We start from the raw sequence: 25092 nt of genomic DNA, 5'->3' as shown, positions 1-25092 counted from the left end.
ATGCCAGCTAAACAGACCTTTGCGAGTGTCACGTAAATTTTCGGGCATGGCCATTTCTGCTTGGAATTTGAAATTGATTTCATCCATTGGCCACAACAATGGTTTCCATACGGCTGTGTTTCTCATTCTGTGATTGACTAACAACATTCCGTTTTTCCTGAGATTTTATTCAAAATATCAGAAATATATTCCCTCAATTCATTGAGCACAGCTTCATTGAGACAATAACAAAGAGAATTGCCTTCAATACTTCCCTTGATGATACCTGCATTTTTCAATTCTCTAAGGTGCAGGGAAACCGTAGACTGAGCTAATGGTATTTCCTCCACTAAATCAGAGCAAATACAGGAATTGACCCTGAGTATGTGCTCTACGATCGCAATTCTTGCCGGATGAGAAAGTGCTTTGAACTGCTGAGCCAACGCATTCTGTCGATCTGTAAAACAGTCTGTTTTTGAAATACCCATATTACATTTATTTCATCGCAATATTACAATATTCATATATTTCTATAGATTAAATTACAAGGATGTATTCCACAGAGCTGGCCGGTCACCTGATCAAATCGCCTTAATCCTAGTTACAATATCCATAGCGCACAAATAGTTATTGGATGCAGAAAAGTACCTGTTGACCCGTTTTGAGAAAATAGCATTTGACTACTTTTACCCCAAAAATCAATTCCAGGTGTGACACGAAATATCAGAAAGACTGCGTTGGGACTGTTGGTGGTTCTTCCCGCGCTTCTACACGGCCAACTCACAGAAATTCAACGTTCGCCAGAAGCTGAATTTCAGACCGGAATCTTCTACATTCAGCAGGAAATGTATGGAGCAGCCAGAGATGTATTCACCAGACTGCTGGCAGACAATGCTCATCTGACGGCCGACCAGCGACTCAATGCTGAATACTACAGAGCTGTGGCAGCTGTGCAAATGCTTCATCCGGACGGTGAGTATTTGCTTGAGAAGTTTATAGCTGAGCATGAAACAAGTGCCAAAGCCAATGAAGCAAAGCTGTATATGGCTGATTTCCTCTTTAAAAACCGCCAGTTTAAAAGAGCAATCAAATACTACAGACAGGCGGATTGGACATTAATGAATACTACTGAGAAGGCAAAAATTCAATTTCAATACGGTTATTGTCTGTTTTCACAGGACGAATTTGAAGAAGCCGAAAAGCAGTTTATGGCCATTAAAGACGGAAAAACCCAATATGCTGCTCCGGCACTATACTACTACTCCTACATATGCTACCTGAACGAACGTTATGACATTGCCCTGGTCAACTTTGAAAAACTGAGATCGGACAAAAATTTTGGAGGGATTGTGCCATATTATCTGGCACATATTTATTACAAAAAAGGTGATTATGTAAAACTGATCGAAGTAGGTAAGGAAATATTGGAAGGCGACGAACCTGCCAGAGCTTCGGAAATAGCAAAACTGATAGCCGATGCATACTACCGCCGGCAAGACTATAAAAACGCTTTGATTTACTACACTATCTTTCTGGAAAAAGGGGGGAAACCATCACAAACAGATTATTATGAAATTGGATACACCTATTATCAACTCAAAAAGTATCAGGAAGCTGTACAATTTTTCAATAAAATAACCAATGCCCGGGAAGAAATTGCTCAGAATGCCTATTATATGCTTGGCGATTGCTATCTGAAGCTCAACATGACCCGGGAAGCAGCCGGAGCCTTCAAGGCAGCCTCTATGATCGGCATCAACAAGGAAATTCAAGAAGATGCTTTTTACAATTTTGTAAAAATCAATTATTCAGAAACCTCACCGTTTCAAAATCCCATCGAATCGGCAGAAGAGTTTTTAAAAAAATTTCCCAACAGCCGACATACCAAAGAAATCAACAGACTGCTGGCAAGTCTTTATGCCAACAGCAGCGACTATGCGCGTGCTGCAGCAGCTATCGAAAGAGTGGGACTCGACAGCCCTGAAATGCAGGAGGCTTATCAGCGTGTTCAGTATTTTCTGGGAGTTCGCAGTTACACTTCCCGCCAGTATGCCCAGGCAATCGGTCACTTCAAAAACAGTCTAAATCACCAAATCAATCCGCGAATTACCGCTCTTGCATACTATTGGATGGGAGAGACTTACTATCAACTTCTGGAATATGATGCAGCGCTGAACGCCTTTAGTAAGTTTGCAGCGACACCGCAGGCCTCTCTTCTTCAGGAATTTCCCAATCATTATTACAATAAGGCCTATTGTTACTTGAAGAAGCAACAGTTTTCGCAGGCAGCCACCGAATTTAGAAAATTTTTATCTGAAAAAAATATCACAGCTGCTCGCAGACGAGATGCACTATTGCGCACTGCCGATGCCTACATGATGATCAACCAATTTGACCTGGCCCAGGATTTTTACGCTCGTGCTGAGGCTGCAGGTGCCGATGCCGATTACACTCGGTTTCAGCGTTCACTGGCTCTTGGTTTGCTGAACAAAAACGAGGAAAAAATCAGTGTTCTACGCAAGTTAATCGAATCAGGAGCTACAGACAACACCCGCGCAGCAGCCCGAATGGAACTGGGCAATACCTGGATGATGATGGACAAATACACCGAAGCTGTTCAGGCGTACGATGACTTTGTCAGAAATCATCCTTCACACCCTCAGGTAAGACGAGCTCAAATGAGCAAAGCACTAGCACTGAAAAATGCCAGAAAATTTGACGATGCCCTTGCAGTACTGAAAAACCTGGTGGCCAGATATCCAGAATCGCCGGAGGCAGCTGAGGCCATCGCGTTTGCTCGAATTATCTACGCAGAGACAAACCGAATGGGTGAGTATGTGGATTGGGTAGATCGCAACAAGCTCGGCAACATCTCCAGAGGTCAACTCGACTCCTCTCTGTATAATTCGGCTTATGAGCTCTATGGTCTTCAAAAGTGGAACGAAGCAACTCGTGCTTTTGAAGAATATCTTCAGAGATTTCCTGAAGGCATTTTTGTGCAAAGGGCTGAAAATTATATGGCCGATAGCTATTGGCGACTGTCCAAAAGGGCCGAAGCCGTGACCATTTACGAAAAAATTGCCCAACGTCCATCACATGCCTTCTACGAAATAGCCAACCTTAGAATCGCAACTTATTACTACGAACTGAAAGACTGGGCTAAAGCCAAACGCCATTACACACAACTCTATGAATGGCCCTCGGTACGAGAGAACAATAAAATTCAGGCAGAAAATCAGCTGATGCGTATCACCTATCAGCTGGGCGACTGGGCTCAATGCCGTGATTTGGCAGAACGTGTGCTCCAACGCAGAGAAATTGATCAGGCCCTAAGTCAAGAAGCCACCTACTACAGGGCCATTTCACTTTACAACTTGCAACAGACAGAACTCGCCCTTGCAGACCTGGAGATGCTATCCAAATCAGGCAGCGGTGTCTACCGTGCCGAAAGTATGTACCATCTAGCCCTTTATCACTATCAGAATCAGAAATTTTCAGAGGCTAAAAAGCTCATTTACGACCTTGTAGAAGCTTTCCCCGAAAATATCCAACTAAGGGACAAAGCATTGATTCTATTGGCCAGATGCTTCATTGGCGAAAAAGACTATTTCCAGGCCGACTTTTCGCTTGATTTTGTGATTAAGTCCAATTCATCAAGCCAGCTGGTAGAAGAAGCCCTTTCCCTGAAAAACGAGATTAAATCCTTTATCCAGAAAAAATAAACACCAGGAAAATGAAATTTCGCACCCTATTGACAGCATCAGCTCTTTTGACTCAGTATGCACTGTGGAGCCAGGGAGAAAGCCTGGGGCAGATCAAACTCGAAGTCATTGGCTCTTACAAAGCCAATATTGAAGATGCTCAGAAACTCAACGACCTGCCCCGCACCGAAGACACTACCAGGAGCCGCATTCCGGTTAAATTTGAAATTAAGCCCATCATTTTGCCCACCGATTATACACCGGAGCCTTTAAGACCCGCAAAAATTACAAAAACAGCGGTCGAACCTATCCCGCGTACATTCCTCAGGGCAGGTGCTGGACTTTACACTACCCCACTACTCGAATTTCGGTACGATAGCGACCGCTCCCGAAACAATGCATTTGGCGCCAGCTTCAATCACTACTCAACCCGCACCGGGGTGCGAAAAATTCTATTTGACAACAACGGCCTTTCAACCACCAGAGGTTTGGTATACTATCGCCACTTTTTTTCCAATTACAGCCTTGGAGCCACATCTCATCTTACCTACGATCGGGTAAAATATTACGGCCTGCCAGATTATGGCCTTCCCCCACTGGACACATTTACAATTGGAAATCCTGCTGTACAGAGCTATCTCATATCCACTACACGAGTGGATGCAATGCGCCTGACCCCGGTCAGGACCTTTGCCATGTCAAATCTGGGATTTAGATTTGATTTTCTGAGAGACCGGTATAACATTGCCGAATTTCACGCTTCCCTTCCAATTGATTTTGAACTTGCACGAAACGACAACCGAAACCTGAAAGTCCAGCTCGCATACGAACACATGCAGCACTACAATACAATCGATGCAAATGCCTTGGCCTTTCAGGCCAATACCTTCAGGATCAGGCCATTTATGAATTTCTCAAATAACAATCTGACCTTTGACCTCGGTTTAAACATGGTGCTGAGCAACTATCAGCGCAACAACCTAATCACTATTCCCGGATACGAAAAAGAACCTGACGAAGTTTACTTTTTCATCTTTCCGGAGGCTCGTTTTAAAGTGCCTCTAATAGCTGATGTTCTCGAATTTGATGGGTTCCTCAAATACGATTTTCAGCTCAACACCCTCCAATCTCTGAGTCGTTCCTGGTTATTTATCACTCCTGGTATCGAGCTCGATTATACCCAGAAAATACACGGACAAATCGGAATGTCAGGTCTTATCTTTCCCGGTGCAAGTTTTCATCTGAATGCCGGGTATATTGACTGGAAAAATTTACCAATTTTTTACAGAAATCCTTTCTTCTATAAAACTCCGGATGCAATAAAAGGAGTTGAAGTTCTTTACCTCGATGGTACACAAGTGCCCTTGCAAGCCAAGCTATCCGTAAAACTCACAAAAAGCATAGATGCCGAAGGGATTGTGAATTTTAACCATTATGAAATGAAACGCCAGCAAGCATGGCACTTACCACGCTGGAGAAATGAAATCAAGTTAAAATACTCCAATGGGGATGCCTTTGACATCGGAATGGACGTATTCTTTATTGGAGAGCGGGTCGCCTTCGACCAGGCATTGAACACTGAAATCAATGCTATCCTCAAGCCATACACCGATGCCAATCTGCACTTTAACTATCATTACAGCAAACAAATGAGCTTTTTCCTTAGCATCAACAATATGTTTTTCAACCACTACGAACACTACCTTGGCTATCACGCGCAGCAGTTTCTGGCCTTGGCAGGTGTGGTCTACAAACTTTGATGCCATGGAAAACAAAAAACCCATCGTACTGCTTGAAGAAGCTTCTGTAGGCCATGCCAATGAGCCTGTACTTTCTGACATTCACCTTAGCATCTATCCTGGTGAATTCATTTACATGATAGGCGAAACTGGAAGCGGAAAAAGCACACTGTTGAAAACGCTCTATGCAGACCTTCCTTTACTTGCTGGAAAAGGGTACGTTGCAGGCTTTGACCTTCATACTATAAAACGACATAAAATTCCATACCTCCGCAGACAGCTGGGTATCATATTTCAGGATTTTCAACTCCTTCCCGACCGAAATGTATACGACAATCTTCTCTTCGTACTTAAAGCCACCGGATGGAAAGAAAAAAAACACATAAACGAACGCATTCAGAATGTTCTTTCCTCTGTAGGAATGGAAGGTAAAGCTAAAAAAATGCCGCACCAGCTCTCAGGAGGCGAACAGCAACGCGTGTCTGTAGCCCGTGCCCTGCTAAACGACCCTAAGCTCATCATAGCCGACGAACCTACCGGCAACCTCGATCCAGATACCGGAGAGGACATCATCCGACTAATCCGCTACCTGACTCAATCAGACCGTTCGGTGCTGATGGCTACCCACGACTACAACATCATATTGAAATTTCCAGCACCAACCTTGAGATGCAAAAATGGAAAACTCACCAATGTACTTAAGCCAAACCTTTAGTAATCTGTCTTATACATATCCGTAGTATGCTTCCTTCATCCGATATTACTCCTCTATCAACTGCACAATCTGTTCGTGATGCCTTTTGGCGGCATTGTAACCTACTTCAAACAATTCCTGATACTTGTCAAATTCAAAAATTCCAAACTCGTAAGTTTCTTGAATATCTATCCCCAAATCGCACTTTCTGAATCTAGACTCTGTATTGGCCCAAAGTGCCAAGTCAAAAATTCGCTTGGTAATGGAAAAAATGCCATCAATACCATCCTGCGGACCATGAATGTTGATATTGATTCCAATGATTTTCAAATTGTGTTGTTTTAGTGGTTCTATAGGAAGATTATTGAGCAAACCGCCATCTACATAGAGATAATCCTTGATTTTAACAGGATGAAAGACTACAGGAATGGACGATGAAGCTACGACTGCATCTACCACGCTCCCTTCTGACAATATTTCCCATTTACCAAGGGTAAGATTGGTTGCACAGGCATAAAAAGGGACTTTTAATGCGCCAAAATCGTCTGCCGGCAGACTTTCAACAAGAATTTGCCTGAGATAACTGTGATCCGATAGCCCAAATTTCAGGTTTTTGATAGTGAACACCTTAAAAACCGAATTTACTTTAACCCGCTCCAGAATTTCCAATGGAGATAAACCTGCTGCAAACAATGCCCCCGCGATGGCGCCTGCACTGGTACCGGATACAGCTGTAGGAGTAAGCCCCAGTTCCAGTAAGTATTGCAAAACCCCGACATGAGCTATCCCTCTGGCTCCACCTCCACTAAATGAAATTCCAATTCTTTTTTTACTGTTGTTCATATAAGGGTTTAAAAATTTCTATCTGGGAGTTTCCGAACAAAATTGGTAACTGTTCTTGCTGATGAAACTCCCTGACCACTGATGGCAAACTTCGCATTCCGCAACACATTTGCTGGAATATGTCGCCCACAGTAATCACACCCTGACTGGCAGAAAGTTCCTTTAAAAATCTGTGAAGAAACACACTGGTAAGTGTACGGGGGTGAACATATGATTGTTGGCCAGGTGCCGAAGACACAAGAATCGCTACATCTTTACTTTTTGAGACTGAAAATCTGGATGTATCTGGCATTGTACCATAAAAAGTACCATCGAGTAAAAAGACAATTTTTCCATATCCCTTTTTTCTTGAGGTCTCAATTACGTTTTTTATATCAATGGCAGTCAAATCTACAAAATCCGGATGAGCATCAATTGGTAAAAGGTACATCTTTTCCTTTTTATCGCTAAAGAAGAAGTTGCCCCTGAAATAAACAAAAAGCAATGCAGAATCGCTACCTTTTGCTTTTGGAATTGCACTCTCAGAGATTCCCGACTGTCCGAAAATTCGAAACATATCGGCCATAGTTGCATTTTGTTCTGCAATGGTAAATTCCGGTAAAATACCCATTGATTGCAAAGTCATTTGCTTAAATAGAGGAATGGCACTGATGGTGGCAGAAGGATTTGGATAATGTTTGTATTCCGAATTTTCCATTACCACTGCAACGGAAGTTTTGTAAACCCTTTCGCCCACCGGTAGAATGTATTCATCTTCTGTATTTTTAAAATCCTGTAGCGATTTGGCAAAAAATTCCTGGACAATTTCTTTTTTCAATCCAAAATTTTTAAATCCTGTTTTATCCCAAATCCGGGAGTTTCTCGATGTCCTTCTCATGCGTTCTTCATAGGAATAATAGGACTGTGTGATGGGATCAAAGAGGGTTATTTCATCAATTTCAATTGCTTCACCCTTATATTGAAGCTTAATGTTGGTAAGCGTGATTTTCGAGCTGTTTTCTTGAAATACATTGAGGTTCGCTCTGTTAACGCGCACAGGAAATGTGCCCAGACCGTCTATTTCCAGTAGATATAATTGAAAATTAGCATCATATTCCAGTAGGTTAATTTTTTTTAGGGAAAGTCTGTCGCGAAGCCAAAGGCTGTACACTTCCAGGCCTTGATTGAACCAGGTCAGTTTTTGGGCCTCAAATCTCTGCAATCTGTTTCGATATTGCTCATCGGTCTCAGCCGTTGATTTCGTCAAAAAGCGTTGAGCACTGTTTTTTAAAAATGTATTCAACAGCTGATTTATATCAGGTAGGTTTTCCGAGTAGTTGCGAACGTTGGTGTACACTGATATAAGGTTTTTTCGCTCCACAAAAAAAGACCGACCAGCCAGGGATACCTCTATCCATTGCTCGTCTTGTAGCTCGGAGGCATGGATAAATATCCCTTCTTCCACTGAAAACATTGGAAGATCCTGAGAAAAAGGCTGGGAGTACAGATGTATTTCTGCATTACTCATAAAAACCATCTTTGTAAACAAGGCTATGCTTTTGGATATCCTGCGGTCTTCATAAAAAAAGGTTAGAGTGTCATGTGAATGGACTTTATACTTTGGAAATTGTTTAAACGCCCTGAAGACATTTATCTTCAAATGGCCTGTAGTGTCGAATTGAGCAGAAAAGGTCTCTGAGTCGTTCAAAGACAAGGATACAGATAGACCTGCTGCTGTTTGGGTGATGGTGTCAAAGCTATACGAATCCGAGAGGCGATAGTAATAAGATGTATCTACATACATACCTGCAAGACCAACTCCAAACAAAGCAGCAGAGCTTCCTAGAAGATAATAGGGAAAATTACCGGGATTATCAGAGTTACGGCTAATACTCGACAATCCGGCTGTAATACCCGCAGCACCTAGCAGCATTGCGCCAAGCTTGTACCTCGAATTTCCTTTGACTTTAGAAACCTTGCGTACATGCTCCTGATGACGATATCGAAAGGGCTTCTTCAGATATCCCTCGAAGACCACATCTCCATCTGAAGTAGCCAATACAAGATTTGGCTCAAGATATCCTAGCGTATCCGTGATTTCTACAGTAGAAAGCTCGCGCTGACTACTCAGAACTGTCTCAGTAACCTGACAACCGGCAAAAGGTAAACAGATGATCGGCAGCATCAAATACCTGAAAATGGGCTGTCCTACTCTTTTGAGATTACTCATAAGTGGCTTAAGCAAGCTAGGAACTGGATGAGCGCCTGACTAGTTATGATTTTTTTATCCTTTTAATAGAGCATCCAATGGCTCTTGATTCTTTTACTTCTATTGGTTTGTTTTCTTTAATGGCATTAAGGGCATCGGAAAGGTAAAATTTAGCAGGGGTGTTCCCGCTTTTGCTATTTTCGTATTTATCGTTAATAGATCCTTTAAAAACAAGTTTCCATTCCGCATCAAATACAAAGACGTGAGGAGTAGTTTGCGCTCCGAATGCATCGGCTAATTGGTGGTTTTCATCCACCACATACGGCATTTTATACTTATTCTTTTTAGCATGTGCCACCATAGCTTCAAAAGAATCATCTTTTTCTCTGAAAGCTTCGTTGCTGTTGATTAGGATCATTCCAAGACCTGCAGCTTTTGCCTGTTCAAAAATGAGATTGTATTGATCTTCCCAGCCTAAGACAAAAGGACAGGTATTGCAGCTGAAAATGACAACAAGTCCATTTCGCCCTTTGACATCGGATAGACTGTACGACTTACCGTCCGTTGCATTCATTCGAATATCAGTCAATGGAGCAGTATCGCCAATGTTGAGCTGAGGAAGCGACTGCGTCTGAGCTACGAATGCTGTCAGTAAACCGGTGAATAGCAAAAGATTTGTTCTCATTTTCGAAATTTTTCTTTCAAAAATAGGCCATTTTTTATTGATAAGTTCTAAACAAAGGCTAATTATGAGCTGTCCGGCTAACAGAAAAAAATCCGTCATTAAAAATGACGGATTTCATGGGAATTGCGATTGTATGGAATTAACCAACCAATTCTCGTACTTTTTCAGCAGCTTCTTGCAGAGCTATGACCGAATGGACCTTAAGTCCGCTTTCATCCAGGATTTTTTTGGCTTCTTCGGCATTGGTACCCTGCAATCTGACGATGATCGGCACAGGAATGTCTCCAACATTTTTGTAAGCATCAACAATTCCCTGAGCTACCCTGTCGCATCGGACAATTCCGCCGAATATATTGATCAGAATGGCTTTCACATTCGGATCTTTCAGAATAATGCGAAAAGCCTTTTCCACCCGAGCTGCATCTGCCGTACCTCCCACGTCGAGAAAATTAGCAGGATTTCCTCCGTAGAGCTTGATGATGTCCATGGTAGCCATGGCCAGCCCCGCACCATTGACCATACATCCGACATTTCCGTCGAGTTTTACAAAGTTGAGACCGGCTTCCCTTGCTTCTACTTCAGTGGGATCTTCCTCTCTGATATCTCTCAGTGCTGTATATTCCGGATGGCGAATCAGTCCATTGTCATCTAGTACCACTTTGGCGTCCACGGCTATGATTCGATCATCAGAAGTTTTTAACACTGGATTGATTTCAAACAAGCTGGCGTCAATTGATACAAAGGCCTTATAGAGGGCATGTACAAACCTGACCATTTCTTTGAATGCCTGACCTTGCATCCCGAGATTAAAGGCTATACGGCGTGCCTGAAAATCAAGGAGACCTGTAGAAGGCTCTACAATTTCGGTGAAAATCTGATCAGGATGACTCTCTGCCACCTCTTCTATGTCCATACCACCCTGAGGTGAATACATCATCATGAATTTGCCTATCTGTCGGTTGAGCAAAACGCTCATATAAATTTCTTTGGTAGGACCAGGCCCCGGATAATAGACGTCTTCAGCTATAAGTACCTGATGGACTTTTTTACCTTCTCTGGGAGTCTGAGGGGTTACCAGATTCATCCCTATGATTTGCGAAGCTTTTTCTTTTACTTCTTCAAGAGATTTAGCCAACTTGACTCCACCACCTTTGCCACGACCGCCGGCATGTATCTGAGCCTTTACCACCCACCAATTTGTACCTGTTTGTTCATGGAGTTTACGGGCCGCTTCTACAGCCTCTTCGGGTGTAGAAGCTACAATGCCTCGTTGAATGCCTACTCCAAATGTGCTGAGAATTTCCTTACCTTGATATTCGTGTAAATTCATTTTTTGGAATTTGCGCCCAAATGTAAGGTCAGAATGGACTAAGCCTTACCACAAACGATGGATAAAAGACTGTAAAAATTGCATATGATATCCATTTATAAATTTCCTGCCTGGATAATTTTTTTTAAAAAATTCATATACCAAGTGAAATACCTAGTGATAACACAGTTTTTAATTCAAAACACTTACACGAAATTTAGTTAATATCATATACAGGAGCTGAAGCTGGTGTACAGTAAATATTTTTTAATAATATATTATTTTTACATTAAAGACCTGTTTTTTGAGCAAACCACTCTTTTTCAAAGTACCATTGCTCAAATAAAAACTTGATTTTAATCATCGGAATAGGTGATTCGTACTACTGTTTGAATTGGTAAATTATTAAAAAATTTGTCACAGATATCAACCTTAAAATTTCAATGCTATGGTAATCGAACAAATTTATACCGGATGTTTGGCTCAGGGCGCCTATTATATTGAAAGCGATGGCGAAGCTGCTGTCATTGATCCATTGAGAGAAGTTCAGCCGTATATCGATAGAGCTGCTAAATCAGGAGCCAAAATCAAATACATATTTGAAACTCATTATCATGCTGACTTTGTCTCCGGTCATGTAGATCTGGCAAAGAAGACAGGGGCCACCATCGTGTTGGGTCCTGTGCTCATTGAGCCCGGATATGAAGCACACATCGGCCAAGACGGAGAGGAATTTTCAATCGGAAAAGTAAAAATTCGTCTGTTGCATACACCTGGCCACACCATGGAGAGCAGCTGCTATTTATTAATGGATGAAAATGGTCAAGAAAAAGCTCTTTTCACAGGAGATACGCTCTTTATAGGAGATGTGGGCCGCCCCGATCTGGCTCAGAAGGTTGTTGAAGATCTTACACCTGAAAAACTGGCTTCCCATCTCTATGATTCGCTTAGAAACAAAATAATGACGTTACCGGACAACATCATAATTTATCCTGCACATGGAGCAGGTAGCCCCTGTGGCAAAAAAATGAGCAAGGAGACTACTGATACCCTTGGCAATCAGAAAAAAACCAATTATGCCCTGGATCCGTCCCTGACCCGCGAACAATTTGTTGCCAAACTGCTAGATGGTTTGACCCCGCCTCCAGGATATTTCCCAGCTAATGTTCTAATGAATATAAAAGGGTACGAATCAATAGACAATGTATTTGAAAGGGCCAAAAGACCTCTAAAACCCACTGAGTTTGAAATCACGGCCACAGAAACAAGGCCTCTTGTCCTAGACACTCGCTCTGCTGAAAATTTTGCCAAAGGACATATACCCAATTCTATTAACATAGGATTGGACGGTAGCTTCGCCATCTGGGCTGGTACCCTTATCACAGATGTAAATACACCCATCCTCTTGATATGCGATACTGGCAGGGAAGAGGAAGCCATCACCCGATTGGCCAGAGTGGGTTTTGACAATGTGATTGGATATCTCGATGGAGGTTTCGAAGCCTGGAAAAAAGCTGGATTTGAGATTGATAAAGTTGAGCAAGTCACAGCAGAAGAGCTGGCGCAGATACACAAAAACTCAGAAGTACATATAGTGGATGTACGTAAAAAAAGCGAATACGACAGTGAACATTTGATAGAAGCCATTAACGCCCCCCTGGACTATATAAACGATAGTATGAAATTGCTCAGTCCCGATACGAAATACTATGTTCACTGTGCCGGAGGGTACAGGTCGATGGCTTTTATCTCCATTTTAAAATCCAGAGGTTATGAACATCTAGTGGATGTAAAAGGGGGCTTTAAAGCTATAAAAGAAACCGGAAAGTTCAGGATGACCGATTATGTATGCCCAACTACTGAATTGTAATACAGTACCTTAAAGGTATAAACTGCATAGAAATCCCTTACAATACCCGCTCATTAAAAGGTGGTAAAAACCCGATTCTGAGCGGGTTTTTTATTGTTTAAACGTAATGAATTCCCTGCCCACATAAGCTTTAGCCAAAAAGTTCTAAATGAGTATTGCAATCTATCGGATAATTTTTTATATATTAACAATCAATTATTTACCTCAGTATCGTAGCTAATCTGTCGGTATGTATCGTAGCTAATCTGTCAGTATTTGCACTTTGTAACTTAAGTACCAAAAAGATGATATAAGTCATAAAGAAATTTGCATCAGTAAAATCAAAATAAAAAGGTTATGTTTTTCCAACACGTATATGACAAAACATTAGCTCAGGCAAGTTACGTAATTGGTTGTCAGAAAGCCGGGGTTGCGGCAGTGATCGATCCGCGCAGGGACGTGGACGTGTATCTCGAAATTGCCAAAGCCAACAAGCTGACCATTACCCACATTTTTGAAACCCATATTCATGCCGATTTCCTATCGGGTAGCAGAGAATTGGCAGCCCTAACCGGAGCTAATATTTACCTCAGCGACGAAGGGGGACCCGATTGGCAGTATGCCTTTCCTCACATTGGTTTGAAAGACGGAGATGAGGTAATGGTGGGAAATTTGAAAATCAAAGTACTACACACTCCAGGACACACACCCGAGCACATCAGCTTTTTACTGACCGATACACCGGCAAGCCCGGAGCCTGTCATGATCTTTACCGGTGATTTTGTTTTTGTAGGTGATGTAGGCCGCCCTGACTTACTTGAAAAAGCTGCCGGTCAATCAGGTACACAAAGAGTTGGTGCTGAGCAGATGTATGAGTCCCTTAAAAAATTTGCTGAGTTACCTGATTATGTACAAGTATGGCCGGGACATGGAGCGGGTTCAGCATGTGGAAAGGCTCTTGGAGCAGTGCCCAGCTCTACCGTGGGATATGAAAAAATCAGAAATTGGGCTTTTAGGATGCTCAACGATAAAGAAGCTTTCATCGATTACCTGCTGTCTGACCAGCCAGAACCTCCCAGATATTTTGCTACGATGAAAAAACTCAACAAAGTTGAGAGAAAGCTGGTCACTGAGGTTCCTAAATACAAAAAACTATCTGATCAGGAATTTTTGACAGCCTTTAAATCCGGCACTCCACTGGTGGATACCAGACCTAAAAACGAATTTGCAAATGGATTTATCCCAGGCAGCATTAACATTCAAAACAACAACGCACTGGCCACCTGGGCAGGTTGGTATCTGGACTACGAAAAGCCATTTATGCTGCTAGCATCCGAAGAACACCTGGAAGACATCGCACGCAAATTGATGAGAATTGGACTGGATAATGTCCTGGGTTATATTTCATCTACAGAAGCGTATACTTCATCCGGTGGACAACTGAAGAAGGTGGAATTTGTCGACAAAGAACAAGTAAAGAAAATGCTTGGAAATGGAGTAGAGATAGTCGATCTAAGAGGTGCTTCTGAATACAAATCAGGACATATCAAGAATGCAAAACACGTATTTGTAGGCACCCTGCCTCAAAATTTAAACCTCATACCCAAAGACAAAACAGTCGTTATTCATTGTCAGGGTGGCGATAGAGCTTCAATCGGATATTCTATCCTTGCAGGAGCTGGATTCACTAATGTAAAAAACTATTCACCTGGCATCAATGAATGGGTTTCCAGCGGTGAAGAGCTCGTCAACGAATGATTAACGTACGGATTTCTCCAAAGCTCAGGCTTCATTGAACGAAGCCTGAGCCTCTAAATCGATTGAATCACATGGAAATTTTTGGTTATTTAGCCTCGGTATTGATAGGTGTATCCTTAGGTCTTATCGGGGGAGGTGGCAGCATTCTGACAGTTCCCGTTCTGGTTTATTTATTGGGTGTTGATCCGGTACCTGCCACAGCATATTCGCTGTTTATCGTTGGCCTTACCAGTGCCATTGGCTCTTATACATATTTCAAAACAAATCTTGTCAATATCCGCACTGCCATAGTTTTTGGAATTCCATCGATCGCAGCGGTTTTTGCTACGCGAGCCTACATTGTGCCTGCCATTCCGGATCAGGTCCTTTCACTTGGTAATTTGGTTATTACCAAGTCCATTCTTCTCATGCTACTTTTTGCTGTGCTGATGATAGCCGCATCATGGAGCATGATCAAAAAGGATTCACCTAAACCCGGAGACCTTTCCGGTGCAGGAGTTCAGAAATTCAACTATCCTTTGATTTTACTGGAAGGTACCGTAGTAGGTATTTTGACTGGAATGGTAGGTGCCGGCGGAGGATTCTTAATCATCCCTGCTTTGGTAATACTCAGCAAGCTGCCCATGAAAGAAGCCGTGGGAACTTCACTGGTGATCATAGCGGCTAAATCACTGATTGGATTTTTCGGAGAGAGCGGTGATACCCCTATCAATTGGAAACTGATCGGTATTGTATCTGCCATGGCCATCATTGGGATCCTTATTGGAAGTTCACTTTCAAAAAAAATCGATGGCAAGAAACTGAAGCCTGCTTTTGGGTGGTTTGTGCTCGTAATGGGCATTTACATCATCATTAAAGAACTTATTTAAAATCTAAATCTATGACACCGACAACAGACCTAAATAAAATTGTAAATGAAGAGGGCACTCTTCTGGTGGATGTGCGCACGCCAAATGAATTCAGTGAAGGTTCTGCCCGCAACGCCATCAACATTCCTGTTGACCAGATTCCATATCATCTCTCTGAATTTCAAAACAGAAAAAACATTGTCGTATTCTGTCGTTCAGGAAACAGAAGTGAAATGGCAAAGCAGATTCTCAACAGCTATGGAATCACCAATGTGATTAATGCGGGTACCTGGCAAGATGTATTGCGCAACCAATATTAAGAGGTATGAAAAACGTTTTATTTATCCTGATATTTTCCTTGAGCAGTTGTCTTTATTTAATGGCTCAGAATCAACACAATATCGATTACAATAAAGCTTTACTCATAGACGTGCGTACTCCACAGGAGTTTGCCGAAGGTTCAGCAAAGGGTGCCATCAACATCCCACTGCATGAATTGCCATCAAGGCTCAGTGAATTAAAAACCGATAAGCCAATTGTCGTATTCTGCCGCAGTGGAGCGCGCAGCGCACGGGCATTGCAAATTCTGAAACAAAACGGCATTACCAATGCTGTAAATGGAGGCACCTGGATGGAAGTGGACAAAAAGCTAAAGACTCAGAGGTAAGCAAACGGTCCGAAAAATCAAACTAAAGAGAAGAATTATCTTCTCTTTATTCCATGTATGTACATGTGATACATATCACATTTAATCGGAAAGTATTGAATCAAATTAGCAAAAAACTCATTACATAAACTGTATATGAATAAAATGAAAATACTCATTCCAACAGATTTTTCTCTACAAGCCGAATATGCTTGGATATTGGCGAGAAAAATTAATGAAAAAATACCATCAGAAATACACTTTGTACATGTATTGAATGTGCCCGAAACAGTAGAGCAAACAGAAAGTGGGAACATCACCACATGCGGTGACATAAGTCCCGCATCAATGCAGAGATTGTACGATGATGCAAACCTGAAATTGAAGGAATTTAAAGAGAAAAAATTCCCCACTGCCGAAAGCCACATTTTGCTTGGAAAAATCACAGAAAGAATCGTGGAATTTGCAAGGTCCAAAAAGTTTGATGTAATCATCATGGGGACCAAAGGCGAGGAAAAATTTAGAGATAAAATATCAGGTACTGAAGCACAGCATGTGGTAAGAAAATCGGATATTCCGGTACTTACTGTCCGATGCGACAGAAGCTCCAGTGATTTAACAAATATTCTCTTCGTTCATGACTTCAATGTTGAAGAAAAGTTTGACATAAGTTTGATGAAAAAAATTCAATCAGCATTTGGTTCCAAAGTGATTCTACTTCATATCTTCAATGATGAGAAGGAGGAGTTGAAAAAGTCAGCAATCGAACAAAAAATGAGAGAATATGCTGATAAAGAAGGACTATCCAACTACGAAATTCACTTCATCAGAGATAGAGATGTAGAGCTGGGAGTGTTCCATTTTGATCAGATGCACAGCACCGATTTGGTTTGCATAGGTACACATGGCAAAGGAAGCCTGATTTACGCAAGTATCGCCGAGAAGTTGGTCAATCACATGTTTAAACCCTTACTAACCTTTAGAATCTATGACAAATAGCTTAATTGATTTTATCATGAAACCCTGGCCATGGTGGTTCTCAGGGACTATGATCGCAGTGGTCATGTTTATTATTACATTTTTTGGTAAATCGTTTGGGTTTTCATCCAACCTTAGAACCATTTGTACCTTAGCTGGTGCAGGAAAAAAAGTGAAATTCTTTGATTTTGACTGGAAAACTCAATCCTGGAACCTACTCTTCCTCGTCGGGACATTCATAGGAGGTTTTGTCGCAAAAAACTTTCTTTCCTATCAGGAGGAACCCGTAGCTATTTCAGAAAAGACTATCGAGCGATTGGAGCAGATCAATTTTGCACCACCGGCAGGAATGCAACCAGCAGAGTTGGTAGATTGGACCAATGTAGTGACTTTAAAAGGATTCCTGATTCTTTCGATTGCTGGTTTATTGATTGGTTTTGGCTCCAGATATGCCGGTGGCTGCACATCAGGACATGCCATCTCTGGATTGAGCAACCTGCAAGTTCCCTCGCTGGTGGCTGTAATTGGTTTTTTCATCGGAGGTATTCTGATGAGTCATTTTATTCTCCCCCTTTTGTTCTAATCCTCAATAATACTACCTGACTATGAAGCTTGTAAGATTTGTACTCGTTGGCATCCTATTCGGAATTATCATGGCTAAATCGGAAGCCATTTCTTGGTATCGAATATATGAAATGTTTCACTTTGATGCATTTCACATGTATGGCATTATAGGCACTGCAGTAACCATTGGAGCCATTGGAGTATTTCTCATTAAAAAATTTAAGCTGAGAGACTTTCACGGTAATCCAATTGTTTTTTTTCCAAAGGATAAAACCTACAAGAGATACATTTTCGGAGGCACTTTGTTTGGTCTGGGCTGGGCTTTGGCAGGTTCATGTCCTGGTCCAATCGTGGTAAACATTGGGTACGGATATTCAGCTTATCTCATAGTCCTGGTATTTGCCGTGATAGGAACGTATCTCTATGGTTTATTGATGGATAAACTGCCGCACTGAGTTAAAATTAGCGTAGTATTATGAAAACAAATAGAACCATTCTTTGGCTACTTATCACAGTGACCCTCGTCAGCATTGTAGTGGTCATTGTAGAGAACAGTAAAATTTCAAATTCTGGTTTACAAACTCAATCTGTACAATTATCTGCTTCAAAAAGCGAAGAAGAGCTGTGGATTGCTCCTCTTCCGGAGACAATACCAGATCCTGTACAAAGGGAATTGGTGCTCTATGGAAAAGATCTGATTGCACATACTGCCAAATATCTCGGGCCAAATGGTTCGGTAGCAAAACTTACCAATGGCATGAACTGCCAGAATTGTCACCTTGATGCGGGCACAAAACCATTTGGAAACAACTATGGCTCAGTAGCCTCTATGTATCCAAAATACAGACCTCGAAGCGGTACAGAAGAAGACATCTACAAGAGGGTAACCGATTGCTTTGAAAGAAGCCTCAATGGAACAGCTCCCAAAACTGAAAGCAGAGAAATGCAAGCCATCAAAGCATACATCGAATTTTTGGGTTCGAACGTGAAAAAAAGTGAAAGAGCTCCTGGTTCTGGATTAAAAGACTTCAATATGCTCGATAGACCTGCTGATCCGGAAAAGGGAAAAATTGTCTATCAGCAAAAATGTCAAAGCTGCCATCAAGCCGACGGCCAAGGTTTAAAGCATCCGGATGGTGTCGAATATCTCTATCCACCCCTTTGGGGTAAGGATTCGTACAACGATGCTGCAGGCCTGTATCGGATAACCAACTTTGCAAAATATGTAAAATTCAACATGCCACTGGGAGCCACACACCAAATGCCAATGCTCACCGATGAAGAAGCATGGGACGTCGCAGCATACGTAAACTCACAACCACGGCCCCATAAACCTGTACCTACAGATTGGCCCGATGTGAGCAAAAAACCTGTAGACCACCCTTTTGGTCCTTATGCTGACACATTCTCTGAAATTCAACACAAATTCGGACCCTGGCAGCCCATACTTTCTTTTTACAACCAAAGCAAAAAACAATAGTCAAATGAGAATCCAATCCATTTTATTAACCTTGTCCATGAGCCTTGCAGTGCTCAGTGTCTTTGCTCAGAAAAGGGGCAAAACTCCCGAAGTGGAACCACTGAAAATAATCTTTCAGCTTACAACGGACGACACCCTCGCGCACAAAGCGCTCATGAAACAACTTACCAACATCACCAGCGTAGAGCCCAGTGTGATGATTGAAGTAGTATGTCACGGACCGGGATTGAGCATTCTGCAAAAATCAAAATCTAAAGTACAGGACAAAATTGCTCATTTTACATCTAAGGGCGTCACGTTCAAAGCTTGTGAATTTTCGATGAGTGAACGCAATGTCCCCAGAGAAGACATTCTGGATGAAGCCGGCTTTGTGAAAGCCGGAATAGTTCACATAGTTAAGAAACAAAAAGAAGGCTGGAACTATATCAAAGCAGGTTTCTGAGCAACGCCTAATCAGCTTTTTCCACAGCTACAGGCTACTGTATTGGGATTTAGCCCCTGACAACTTGAAACAAGCGCTGACTGAAAGGATGTTGAAGACTTTCAGGTAGCTTACCAGACCAGCTATCGACTATTTTGCCCTGATACATGACTAGGATTTTGTCACAGAAATACTGAGCAATCACCAGATTGTGGGTAATAAACAAGTAACTCAATCCAAATGCATCTTTTAAATCATTCAGGAGATTGATGACTACTGCCTGCACCGATACATCCAATGCAGCCACACTTTCGTCGAGCACTACCAGTGCTGGTTTTAAAATTAAAGCTCGAGCAATGGCAATGCGTTGACGCTGACCACCCGAAAACCGATGTGGATAGTCCGAAAATCTTTCCGGTTCAATACCTGTAATTTTAAGCATTTCCATTGCTTCTTTTCTGGCTGTATCCCGCGAAATTCCCTTTGCAATCAGCGGCTCCATGACCTGATTACCGATGCTTAAAGCCGGATTGAGACTTGAAAATGGGTCCTGAAACACCAGCTGTACGACATCAGCTCTCCTGCCTTGCCAATGAATGATAACTTCTCCAGAATCTGGCTTCTCTATTCCACATAGAATTCGGGCTAATGTGGATTTTCCACAGCCGGATGGCCCTACCAGTCCAACAGTTTCACCACTAAACATTACAAGATCCAATCCGGAGATTGCTTCCGTAAAATTGTTGGATTGGCGATATACTTTGTAAATGGACCGAAGGGTTACAACCGGATGCCTGGTTTTCTGTTGGTGTACATCGGATACGAAACCGGCTTTTGCTGCAGAATTCAAGGTATTTTTTTCTCCAATAAAATCAGATACTACCGGAAGCCGGAGAGGTTTGTGGTCAAGTCTTGGTTTTGAGAGTAGAAGTGCTCTGGTGTAGGGATGATTAGGTTTTCGAATCACTGCTTTCAAATCTCCATATTCCACTTTCTCCCCATGTCTAATCACCAGAATATCGGTGCAAAATTTTGCGACAAGGTCCAGATCATGGCTCACAAAGAGCAAAGATGTACGGCCCTCTCGGCACAATTCGGCAATCAACTCTACAATTTCTGCTTGTACAATTACATCCAGAGCAGTCGTGGGCTCATCAGCAATCAACAATATAGGATTTTTGATCATGGCCATAGCGATTACTATACGCTGCCGCTGACCTCCGCTGAGCTGATGCGGATACTTTTTGTACGTAGTTTCCGGTGAAGGTAGTTTGACCTTATCCAGCCAATAAAGTACCCTTTGTTTCTTTTCACTCCAGGTGCCTGGCTCGTGCTCTATTGCCTCCTGTACTTGCCGACCCACCGGCAGTACGGGGTTTAAAGCACTCATAGGCTCTTGAAATACATATCCGATGAAGCCTGAAAGCTTTTCTTGTTTACTGTTGTGGCATAAATTTATTTTCTCAGTTCCGTTTTGAAGACTCATTTCATCGGCAAATGAACTCAAACCTTGAGGGAGCAATCCTGAAATAGCCCTGCATATCAATGACTTACCAGAACCACTTTCGCCTACTAAGGCAAGCCGATGACCTTGTTTTATTTCAAATGAAACCCCCTTAACCAGCTGAAAAAATGGGTCTTTACTGGTAATCTGTAAATTTTTTACTGACAGAACAGGGCGGGATTCTACTCTGGTCATTTAAGAGATTTTTTTAAAGCAATTTTTTCAAAATGGTGTTTTTACATCGGTGATTTGTCTTGTATTTTCATATCCTTGATTATAATTTCTCAGATTTATGACAAAGAAAGCAAAAATCACTGTAGTGAGTTTGACGTCGATATTGCTGGTCATCGTTTACTACATCGGAGGCCGAATTCTCAAGGAACCTGAACGACTTCCCATATACAACCCTGCAGATATCAACCCTGAGCTCGTAGACAGCAGTCTGCGACGCATAGGCAGAAATTTTACCACAGGGGACTTTACCGCTGTCAATCATTTGGGCGATACTATAACCAGCAAAACCCTAGCTGGAAAAATCAGAGTCGTCAACTTCTTTTTTACTACCTGCCCATCGATCTGCATTGATATGACGCGCGAGTTAAAGTCCGTACAGGAAGCGTACAAAAACAATCCTCATATAATTATTCTCTCACATACAGTGACGCCCGCTATCGATTCTGTACCCGTACTTCGCCGGTATGCCGAATTGCATGGGTTGGATAGCCGCATCTGGTGGCTTCTATGGGCTGATGAAGCTGAGATTCAACGCCTGGCTCGCAAAGTCTATTTTGCAGTAAAATCAGGACCTAGCGATGATGATGACCACGGATTTATTCATACCGAAAATGTAGTACTGGTCGACACAAAAGGCAGGTTGCGCGGCTTTTACGATGGTACGAATCCCGATGATATTGCCCTCTTAAACCAGCACATTTCCATCTTATTGCGCGATGAAACTCCCCGATATTGATTATCTCATTGCCGATTCGATATCCTCAATTTCTTTGGGAATACCTGCAGTAAAGTTTTCATATCCATCATCGGTGACCAGAATATTGTCTTCGATCCGAATGCCAAGTTTTTCTTCAGGAATGTATATACCCGGCTCTACGGTAAAGACCATACCCGCTTCAACAGGCTTATGCCATAGCCCAACATCATGCACATCAAGACCAAGAAAGTGAGATGTGCCGTGCATGAAGTATTTTTTGTATGCAGGCCAGTCGGTATCTTGCTTTTCCACATCTTCGCGCGTGATTAGGTGTAGGTCTATTAAAACCTCCGTCATTAACACACCCACTTTTTTATGGTAATCAGCAAGTAATATACCCGGGCGAAGCATGTTCATGGCTTCTTTTTGTACGTAGAGGACTGCGTTGTATACATCCCGCTGTCGGGGATCAAAAGTACCATTAGCCGGGAAACATCGTGTTACATCACTGGCATAGTGGCGATACCAGCATCCCACATCGAAGAGGACCAGGTCCCCATCTTTCACCAGCGAATGGTTTTTGATATAATGCAAAATACATGCATTGGCGCCGGTAGCGATAATGGGCTCATAACTGAAACCCGATGCACCTGAATTAAGGTATTCATGGATGAATTCCGCCTGAAGCTGATATTCAGTGACTCCCGGTCTCAGGAAACGCAGTATACGCAAGTAAGCTGCCGTATTGATTTCTGCAGCTTTTTTCATCACTTCAATCTCTTCCGGATGCTTGATACTGCGCAAGTAGTGCATGATGGGCGATAGTCTTCTGTATTGATGTAGCGGATACTCTTCGCGAAGCTGAAGAGCAAAGCGATGCTCAGCACTTATCACCTGTGTATCACGTCGCAAGTGCTCATTGGTATTTAAATATACAAACTCAGCCTCCGCCATTACCTCTTTCAGGATGCGAGGAAGTTGTGTTCTCCATTGAACATTTTGAATTCCGGTAAGCTCCCTGGCTTGTTCTTTCGTGAGTTTTTCTCCCTCCCAGCGGGCGATGTGTTCGTTGGTCTCTCTGATTAGTAAGATCTCGCGGTTTTGCGGATTTACTGCATCTGGAAAAAGAATAAGCACAGTCTCCTCTTGGTCTACTCCGGTCAGATATACGATATCTTTATTGGGCATATAAGGCATGGTGCCATCAGCATTGGTAGGCATAATATCATTGGCCACCAAAATGGCAACGCTACCCGACGGCAAATGCTCTTTCAACCGTTGTCTAAGAGATTTGTAGGTATTTGAAGATATGATTGGATGGTGCATAATGTGGAAATGGATTTGAAACAGGTGAGGTTGCAATACTAATGAAGGATTTTTAAACCAATAAACTGTGGCTTAAAACTTTCTTTCATTCGGTCAAATTCTTTAGTAACAATTATAGCGTATTTATTGCAGACACTATTTTTATTTGTGTTTCAAGAATCGAAGAACTATGTATGCGGTAGAAATTGACGGTGCAGTGGTGTCTGAAGAGGTAATGACCAGAGAATTTGTCTGCAATTTATCAAAGTGCAGAGGTGCTTGTTGTGTGGAAGGTGATTCTGGAGCTCCTCTGGAAGCTGAAGAAACAACAATCCTGGAACAGGAGTATCCGAACATCAAACCTTTTCTAAGGTCAGAAGGAGTTGCTGCCATAGAGCGCAGTGGTACATGGGCTAGAGATTCGCGCGATGGTGAAGCCGTCACACCACTGGTAGAAGGACGTGAGTGTGCATATGTGGTCTTTGCTGCAGATGGTACAGCCCAATGTGGAATTGAACTAGCCTGGAAAGCCGGCGCCACGCATTTCAGAAAGCCCGTTTCATGTCATTTATATCCTGTAAGAATAACCAAATACAAAAACTTTGAAGCCGTAAATTATCACAAATGGCACATCTGCAACCCGGCTTGTGAATTGGGCCGAGAACTCAGCGTTCCAGTGTACCAGTTTGTCAGGGAAGCATTGATCCGAAAATATGGCCATGAGTGGTTCGAAAAACTTAAAGAAGCTTCACAACAACTTGAAATTGAGAAAAATAATTGATTTTCAAATCTTTCTTATTTTTTGGAATTGTGCCTTCGGACAGGTAGAAAGTAATTTCCCATTCAGCCTGAATCTGGCCACCGAAGCCGCTATATCAGGTATTAACGTAGGACTATTCCTTCTACATCCTGCTCTTAGGTCAAATTTAGCAGTTCCCACCGGAGACGATCTTATAGGGTTTTCGAGGGATGATTTGTTTGTTTTAGATCGAATTACCTATAGAACGTATGACTATTGTGCAGAGCGAACGAGTCATTACAGCATGATCGCTACACTAGCAATACCCACCTTGCTGGCTTTTGAAGTTAAAAAAAACAAACCATTGGCCGTGATGGCTGTGATGGGAATAGAAACTTATTTAACTACCTATTTAACTATCACCACATTAAAACTCATTAGCAGAAGACCGAGGCCTGAGGTGTATTCAGGTAATTACAATCCGGTAGGCTATCGGGGTATTGAGAGTCTGAATTCTTTTCCCTCCAGACATACAGCTCTGGCATTTTCAGCCGTAGGCTTTGTGCATGGATATTACTCGACAATTTCAGATAAGACTTTATTATCAAAAATTCTTTTGATTAGTACTTATACTGCTGCTGTAACTTCAGGATTTTTGAGATATTACTCCGGAGTACATCACTTTACAGATGTATTAGCAGGTGCAGCTATTGGATGGTCGATTGGCTATGTAGTTCCAAAAATTCATATGAAAAGGCAAAATAATCAGACTACCATCAATTATGACATCAATCCTATGCACATAAGAATAGCCGTTTTAATAAACTGAAATTTGTGCAGTTACATCTGAAATATTGTCATTTTTTCCGCATATTTTCCGGTTATATTACCTTAGTGTTAATATGGCCTACTTTTTAGTAATTTTGCCAAG

Annotated in this window: 23 protein-coding genes; 16 read left to right on the top strand and 7 right to left on the bottom strand. The window is 42.1% G+C overall.

What is annotated here, in order from left to right:
• Positions 1-137 precede the first annotated feature (137 nt).
• The gene (locus tag DES35_RS09525; RefSeq protein ID WP_037359080.1) at positions 138-467 is read right to left on the bottom strand and encodes an ArsR/SmtB family transcription factor; all 330 of its coding nucleotides are present in this window, start codon (positions 465-467) and stop codon (positions 138-140) included.
• A gap of 222 nt (positions 468-689) precedes the next feature.
• On the opposite strand from DES35_RS09525, the gene DES35_RS09520 reads away from it, so the two are divergent.
• Genes DES35_RS09520 through DES35_RS09510 form a run of 3 tightly spaced genes read left to right on the top strand, consistent with a single transcriptional unit; the run spans position 690 to position 6134 of the window.
• Positions 690-3701, top strand: coding sequence for a tetratricopeptide repeat protein (locus DES35_RS09520; protein WP_114366441.1), 3012 nt, complete (start codon positions 690-692; stop codon positions 3699-3701).
• Positions 3702-3712: 11 nt separating this feature from the next.
• Complete coding sequence (locus tag DES35_RS09515) at positions 3713-5440, top strand: TonB-dependent receptor (RefSeq protein WP_114366440.1); 1728 nt, start codon at positions 3713-3715, stop codon at positions 5438-5440.
• Positions 5441-5444: 4 nt separating this feature from the next.
• Positions 5445-6134, top strand: coding sequence for a cell division ATP-binding protein FtsE (locus DES35_RS09510; RefSeq protein ID WP_114366439.1), 690 nt, complete (start codon positions 5445-5447; stop codon positions 6132-6134).
• A 45-nt stretch (positions 6135-6179) separates the two neighbouring features.
• Here DES35_RS09510 and DES35_RS09505 read toward each other — a convergent pair whose 3' ends face one another.
• The 4 genes from DES35_RS09505 to sucC all read right to left on the bottom strand — a co-directional run bounded on the left by DES35_RS09505 (position 6180) and on the right by sucC (position 11159).
• A complete protein-coding gene (locus tag DES35_RS09505) occupies positions 6180-6956 on the bottom strand; it encodes a patatin-like phospholipase family protein (protein ID WP_051889327.1) in 777 nt (258 codons plus the stop codon).
• On the bottom strand, positions 6943-9165 hold the full coding sequence (locus DES35_RS09500; protein WP_125039471.1) for a caspase family protein: 2223 nt from the start codon (positions 9163-9165) through the stop codon (positions 6943-6945). Before DES35_RS09500 ends, DES35_RS09505 begins: the two co-directional genes overlap by 14 nt.
• A 43-nt stretch (positions 9166-9208) precedes the next feature.
• On the bottom strand, positions 9209-9829 hold the full coding sequence (locus tag DES35_RS09495) for a thioredoxin family protein (protein WP_170125734.1): 621 nt from the start codon (positions 9827-9829) through the stop codon (positions 9209-9211).
• Between the two features lie 139 nt (positions 9830-9968).
• Positions 9969-11159, bottom strand: a complete 1191-nt coding sequence (gene sucC / locus DES35_RS09490) for an ADP-forming succinate--CoA ligase subunit beta (protein ID WP_114366437.1) — start codon at positions 11157-11159, stop codon at positions 9969-9971.
• 427 nt (positions 11160-11586) lie between these two features.
• Between sucC and DES35_RS09485 the strand changes: the two genes are divergently transcribed.
• The 10 genes from DES35_RS09485 (at position 11587) to DES35_RS09440 (ending at position 19703) form a co-directional block, all read left to right on the top strand.
• Positions 11587-13008 carry an MBL fold metallo-hydrolase gene (locus tag DES35_RS09485; protein WP_114366436.1) on the top strand — a complete coding sequence of 474 codons (1422 nt, stop codon included), beginning with the start codon at positions 11587-11589 and terminating at the stop codon, positions 13006-13008.
• A 336-nt stretch (positions 13009-13344) separates the two neighbouring features.
• Complete coding sequence (locus DES35_RS09480; RefSeq protein WP_114366435.1) at positions 13345-14745, top strand: MBL fold metallo-hydrolase; 1401 nt, start codon at positions 13345-13347, stop codon at positions 14743-14745.
• Positions 14746-14816: 71 nt separating this feature from the next.
• Positions 14817-15614 (top strand): sulfite exporter TauE/SafE family protein, encoded by a 798-nt coding sequence (locus DES35_RS09475; RefSeq protein ID WP_114366434.1) that lies wholly within the window; start codon positions 14817-14819, stop codon positions 15612-15614.
• An 11-nt stretch (positions 15615-15625) separates the two neighbouring features.
• Complete coding sequence (locus DES35_RS09470) at positions 15626-15913, top strand: rhodanese-like domain-containing protein (protein WP_114366433.1); 288 nt, start codon at positions 15626-15628, stop codon at positions 15911-15913.
• A gap of 5 nt (positions 15914-15918) precedes the next feature.
• Positions 15919-16260, top strand: coding sequence for a rhodanese-like domain-containing protein (locus DES35_RS09465; RefSeq protein ID WP_114366432.1), 342 nt, complete (start codon positions 15919-15921; stop codon positions 16258-16260).
• 144 nt (positions 16261-16404) lie between these two features.
• Positions 16405-17238 (top strand): universal stress protein, encoded by an 834-nt coding sequence (locus DES35_RS09460; RefSeq protein WP_160171981.1) that lies wholly within the window; start codon positions 16405-16407, stop codon positions 17236-17238.
• Between the two features lie 16 nt (positions 17239-17254).
• Positions 17255-17800, top strand: coding sequence for a YeeE/YedE family protein (locus DES35_RS09455; protein WP_307718912.1), 546 nt, complete (start codon positions 17255-17257; stop codon positions 17798-17800).
• Between the two features lie 22 nt (positions 17801-17822).
• Positions 17823-18236 carry a DUF6691 family protein gene (locus tag DES35_RS09450; protein WP_037359049.1) on the top strand — a complete coding sequence of 138 codons (414 nt, stop codon included), beginning with the start codon at positions 17823-17825 and terminating at the stop codon, positions 18234-18236.
• Positions 18237-18256: 20 nt separating this feature from the next.
• Positions 18257-19261: a c-type cytochrome gene (locus DES35_RS09445; protein WP_037359047.1), complete on the top strand. Its 1005-nt coding sequence runs from the start codon at positions 18257-18259 to the stop codon at positions 19259-19261.
• A 4-nt stretch (positions 19262-19265) separates the two neighbouring features.
• The gene (locus tag DES35_RS09440) at positions 19266-19703 is read left to right on the top strand and encodes a DsrE family protein (protein WP_037359044.1); all 438 of its coding nucleotides are present in this window, start codon (positions 19266-19268) and stop codon (positions 19701-19703) included.
• Between the two features lie 49 nt (positions 19704-19752).
• Here the strand turns inward: DES35_RS09440 and DES35_RS09435 are convergent, their stop codons facing one another.
• A complete protein-coding gene (locus DES35_RS09435; RefSeq protein WP_114366431.1) occupies positions 19753-21381 on the bottom strand; it encodes a dipeptide ABC transporter ATP-binding protein in 1629 nt (542 codons plus the stop codon).
• 97 nt (positions 21382-21478) lie between these two features.
• Here DES35_RS09435 and DES35_RS09430 point away from each other — a divergent pair, with 97 nt between their 5' ends.
• Complete coding sequence (locus DES35_RS09430) at positions 21479-22156, top strand: SCO family protein (protein WP_114366430.1); 678 nt, start codon at positions 21479-21481, stop codon at positions 22154-22156.
• Here DES35_RS09430 and DES35_RS09425 read toward each other — a convergent pair whose 3' ends face one another.
• Positions 22157-23443: an aminopeptidase P family protein gene (locus DES35_RS09425; protein WP_114366429.1), complete on the bottom strand. Its 1287-nt coding sequence runs from the start codon at positions 23441-23443 to the stop codon at positions 22157-22159.
• Positions 23444-23612: 169 nt separating this feature from the next.
• Here DES35_RS09425 and DES35_RS09420 point away from each other — a divergent pair, with 169 nt between their 5' ends.
• Both DES35_RS09420 and DES35_RS09415 read left to right on the top strand, forming a co-directional pair.
• Entirely contained in the window at positions 23613-24203 is a 591-nt protein-coding gene (locus DES35_RS09420; protein WP_114366428.1) for a DUF3109 family protein, read from the top strand.
• Positions 24187-24990 (top strand): phosphatase PAP2 family protein, encoded by an 804-nt coding sequence (locus DES35_RS09415; protein ID WP_170125733.1) that lies wholly within the window; start codon positions 24187-24189, stop codon positions 24988-24990. Before DES35_RS09420 ends, DES35_RS09415 begins: the two co-directional genes overlap by 17 nt.
• Positions 24991-25092: the final 102 nt, after the last annotated feature.

Origin of the sequence: Schleiferia thermophila, from assembly GCF_003337435.1 — a bacterium.
Taxonomy (GTDB): domain Bacteria; phylum Bacteroidota; class Bacteroidia; order Flavobacteriales; family Schleiferiaceae; genus Schleiferia; species Schleiferia thermophila.
Note: the sequence above shows the minus strand (reverse complement) of the source record. Positions and strands in the feature narration are given on the sequence as shown.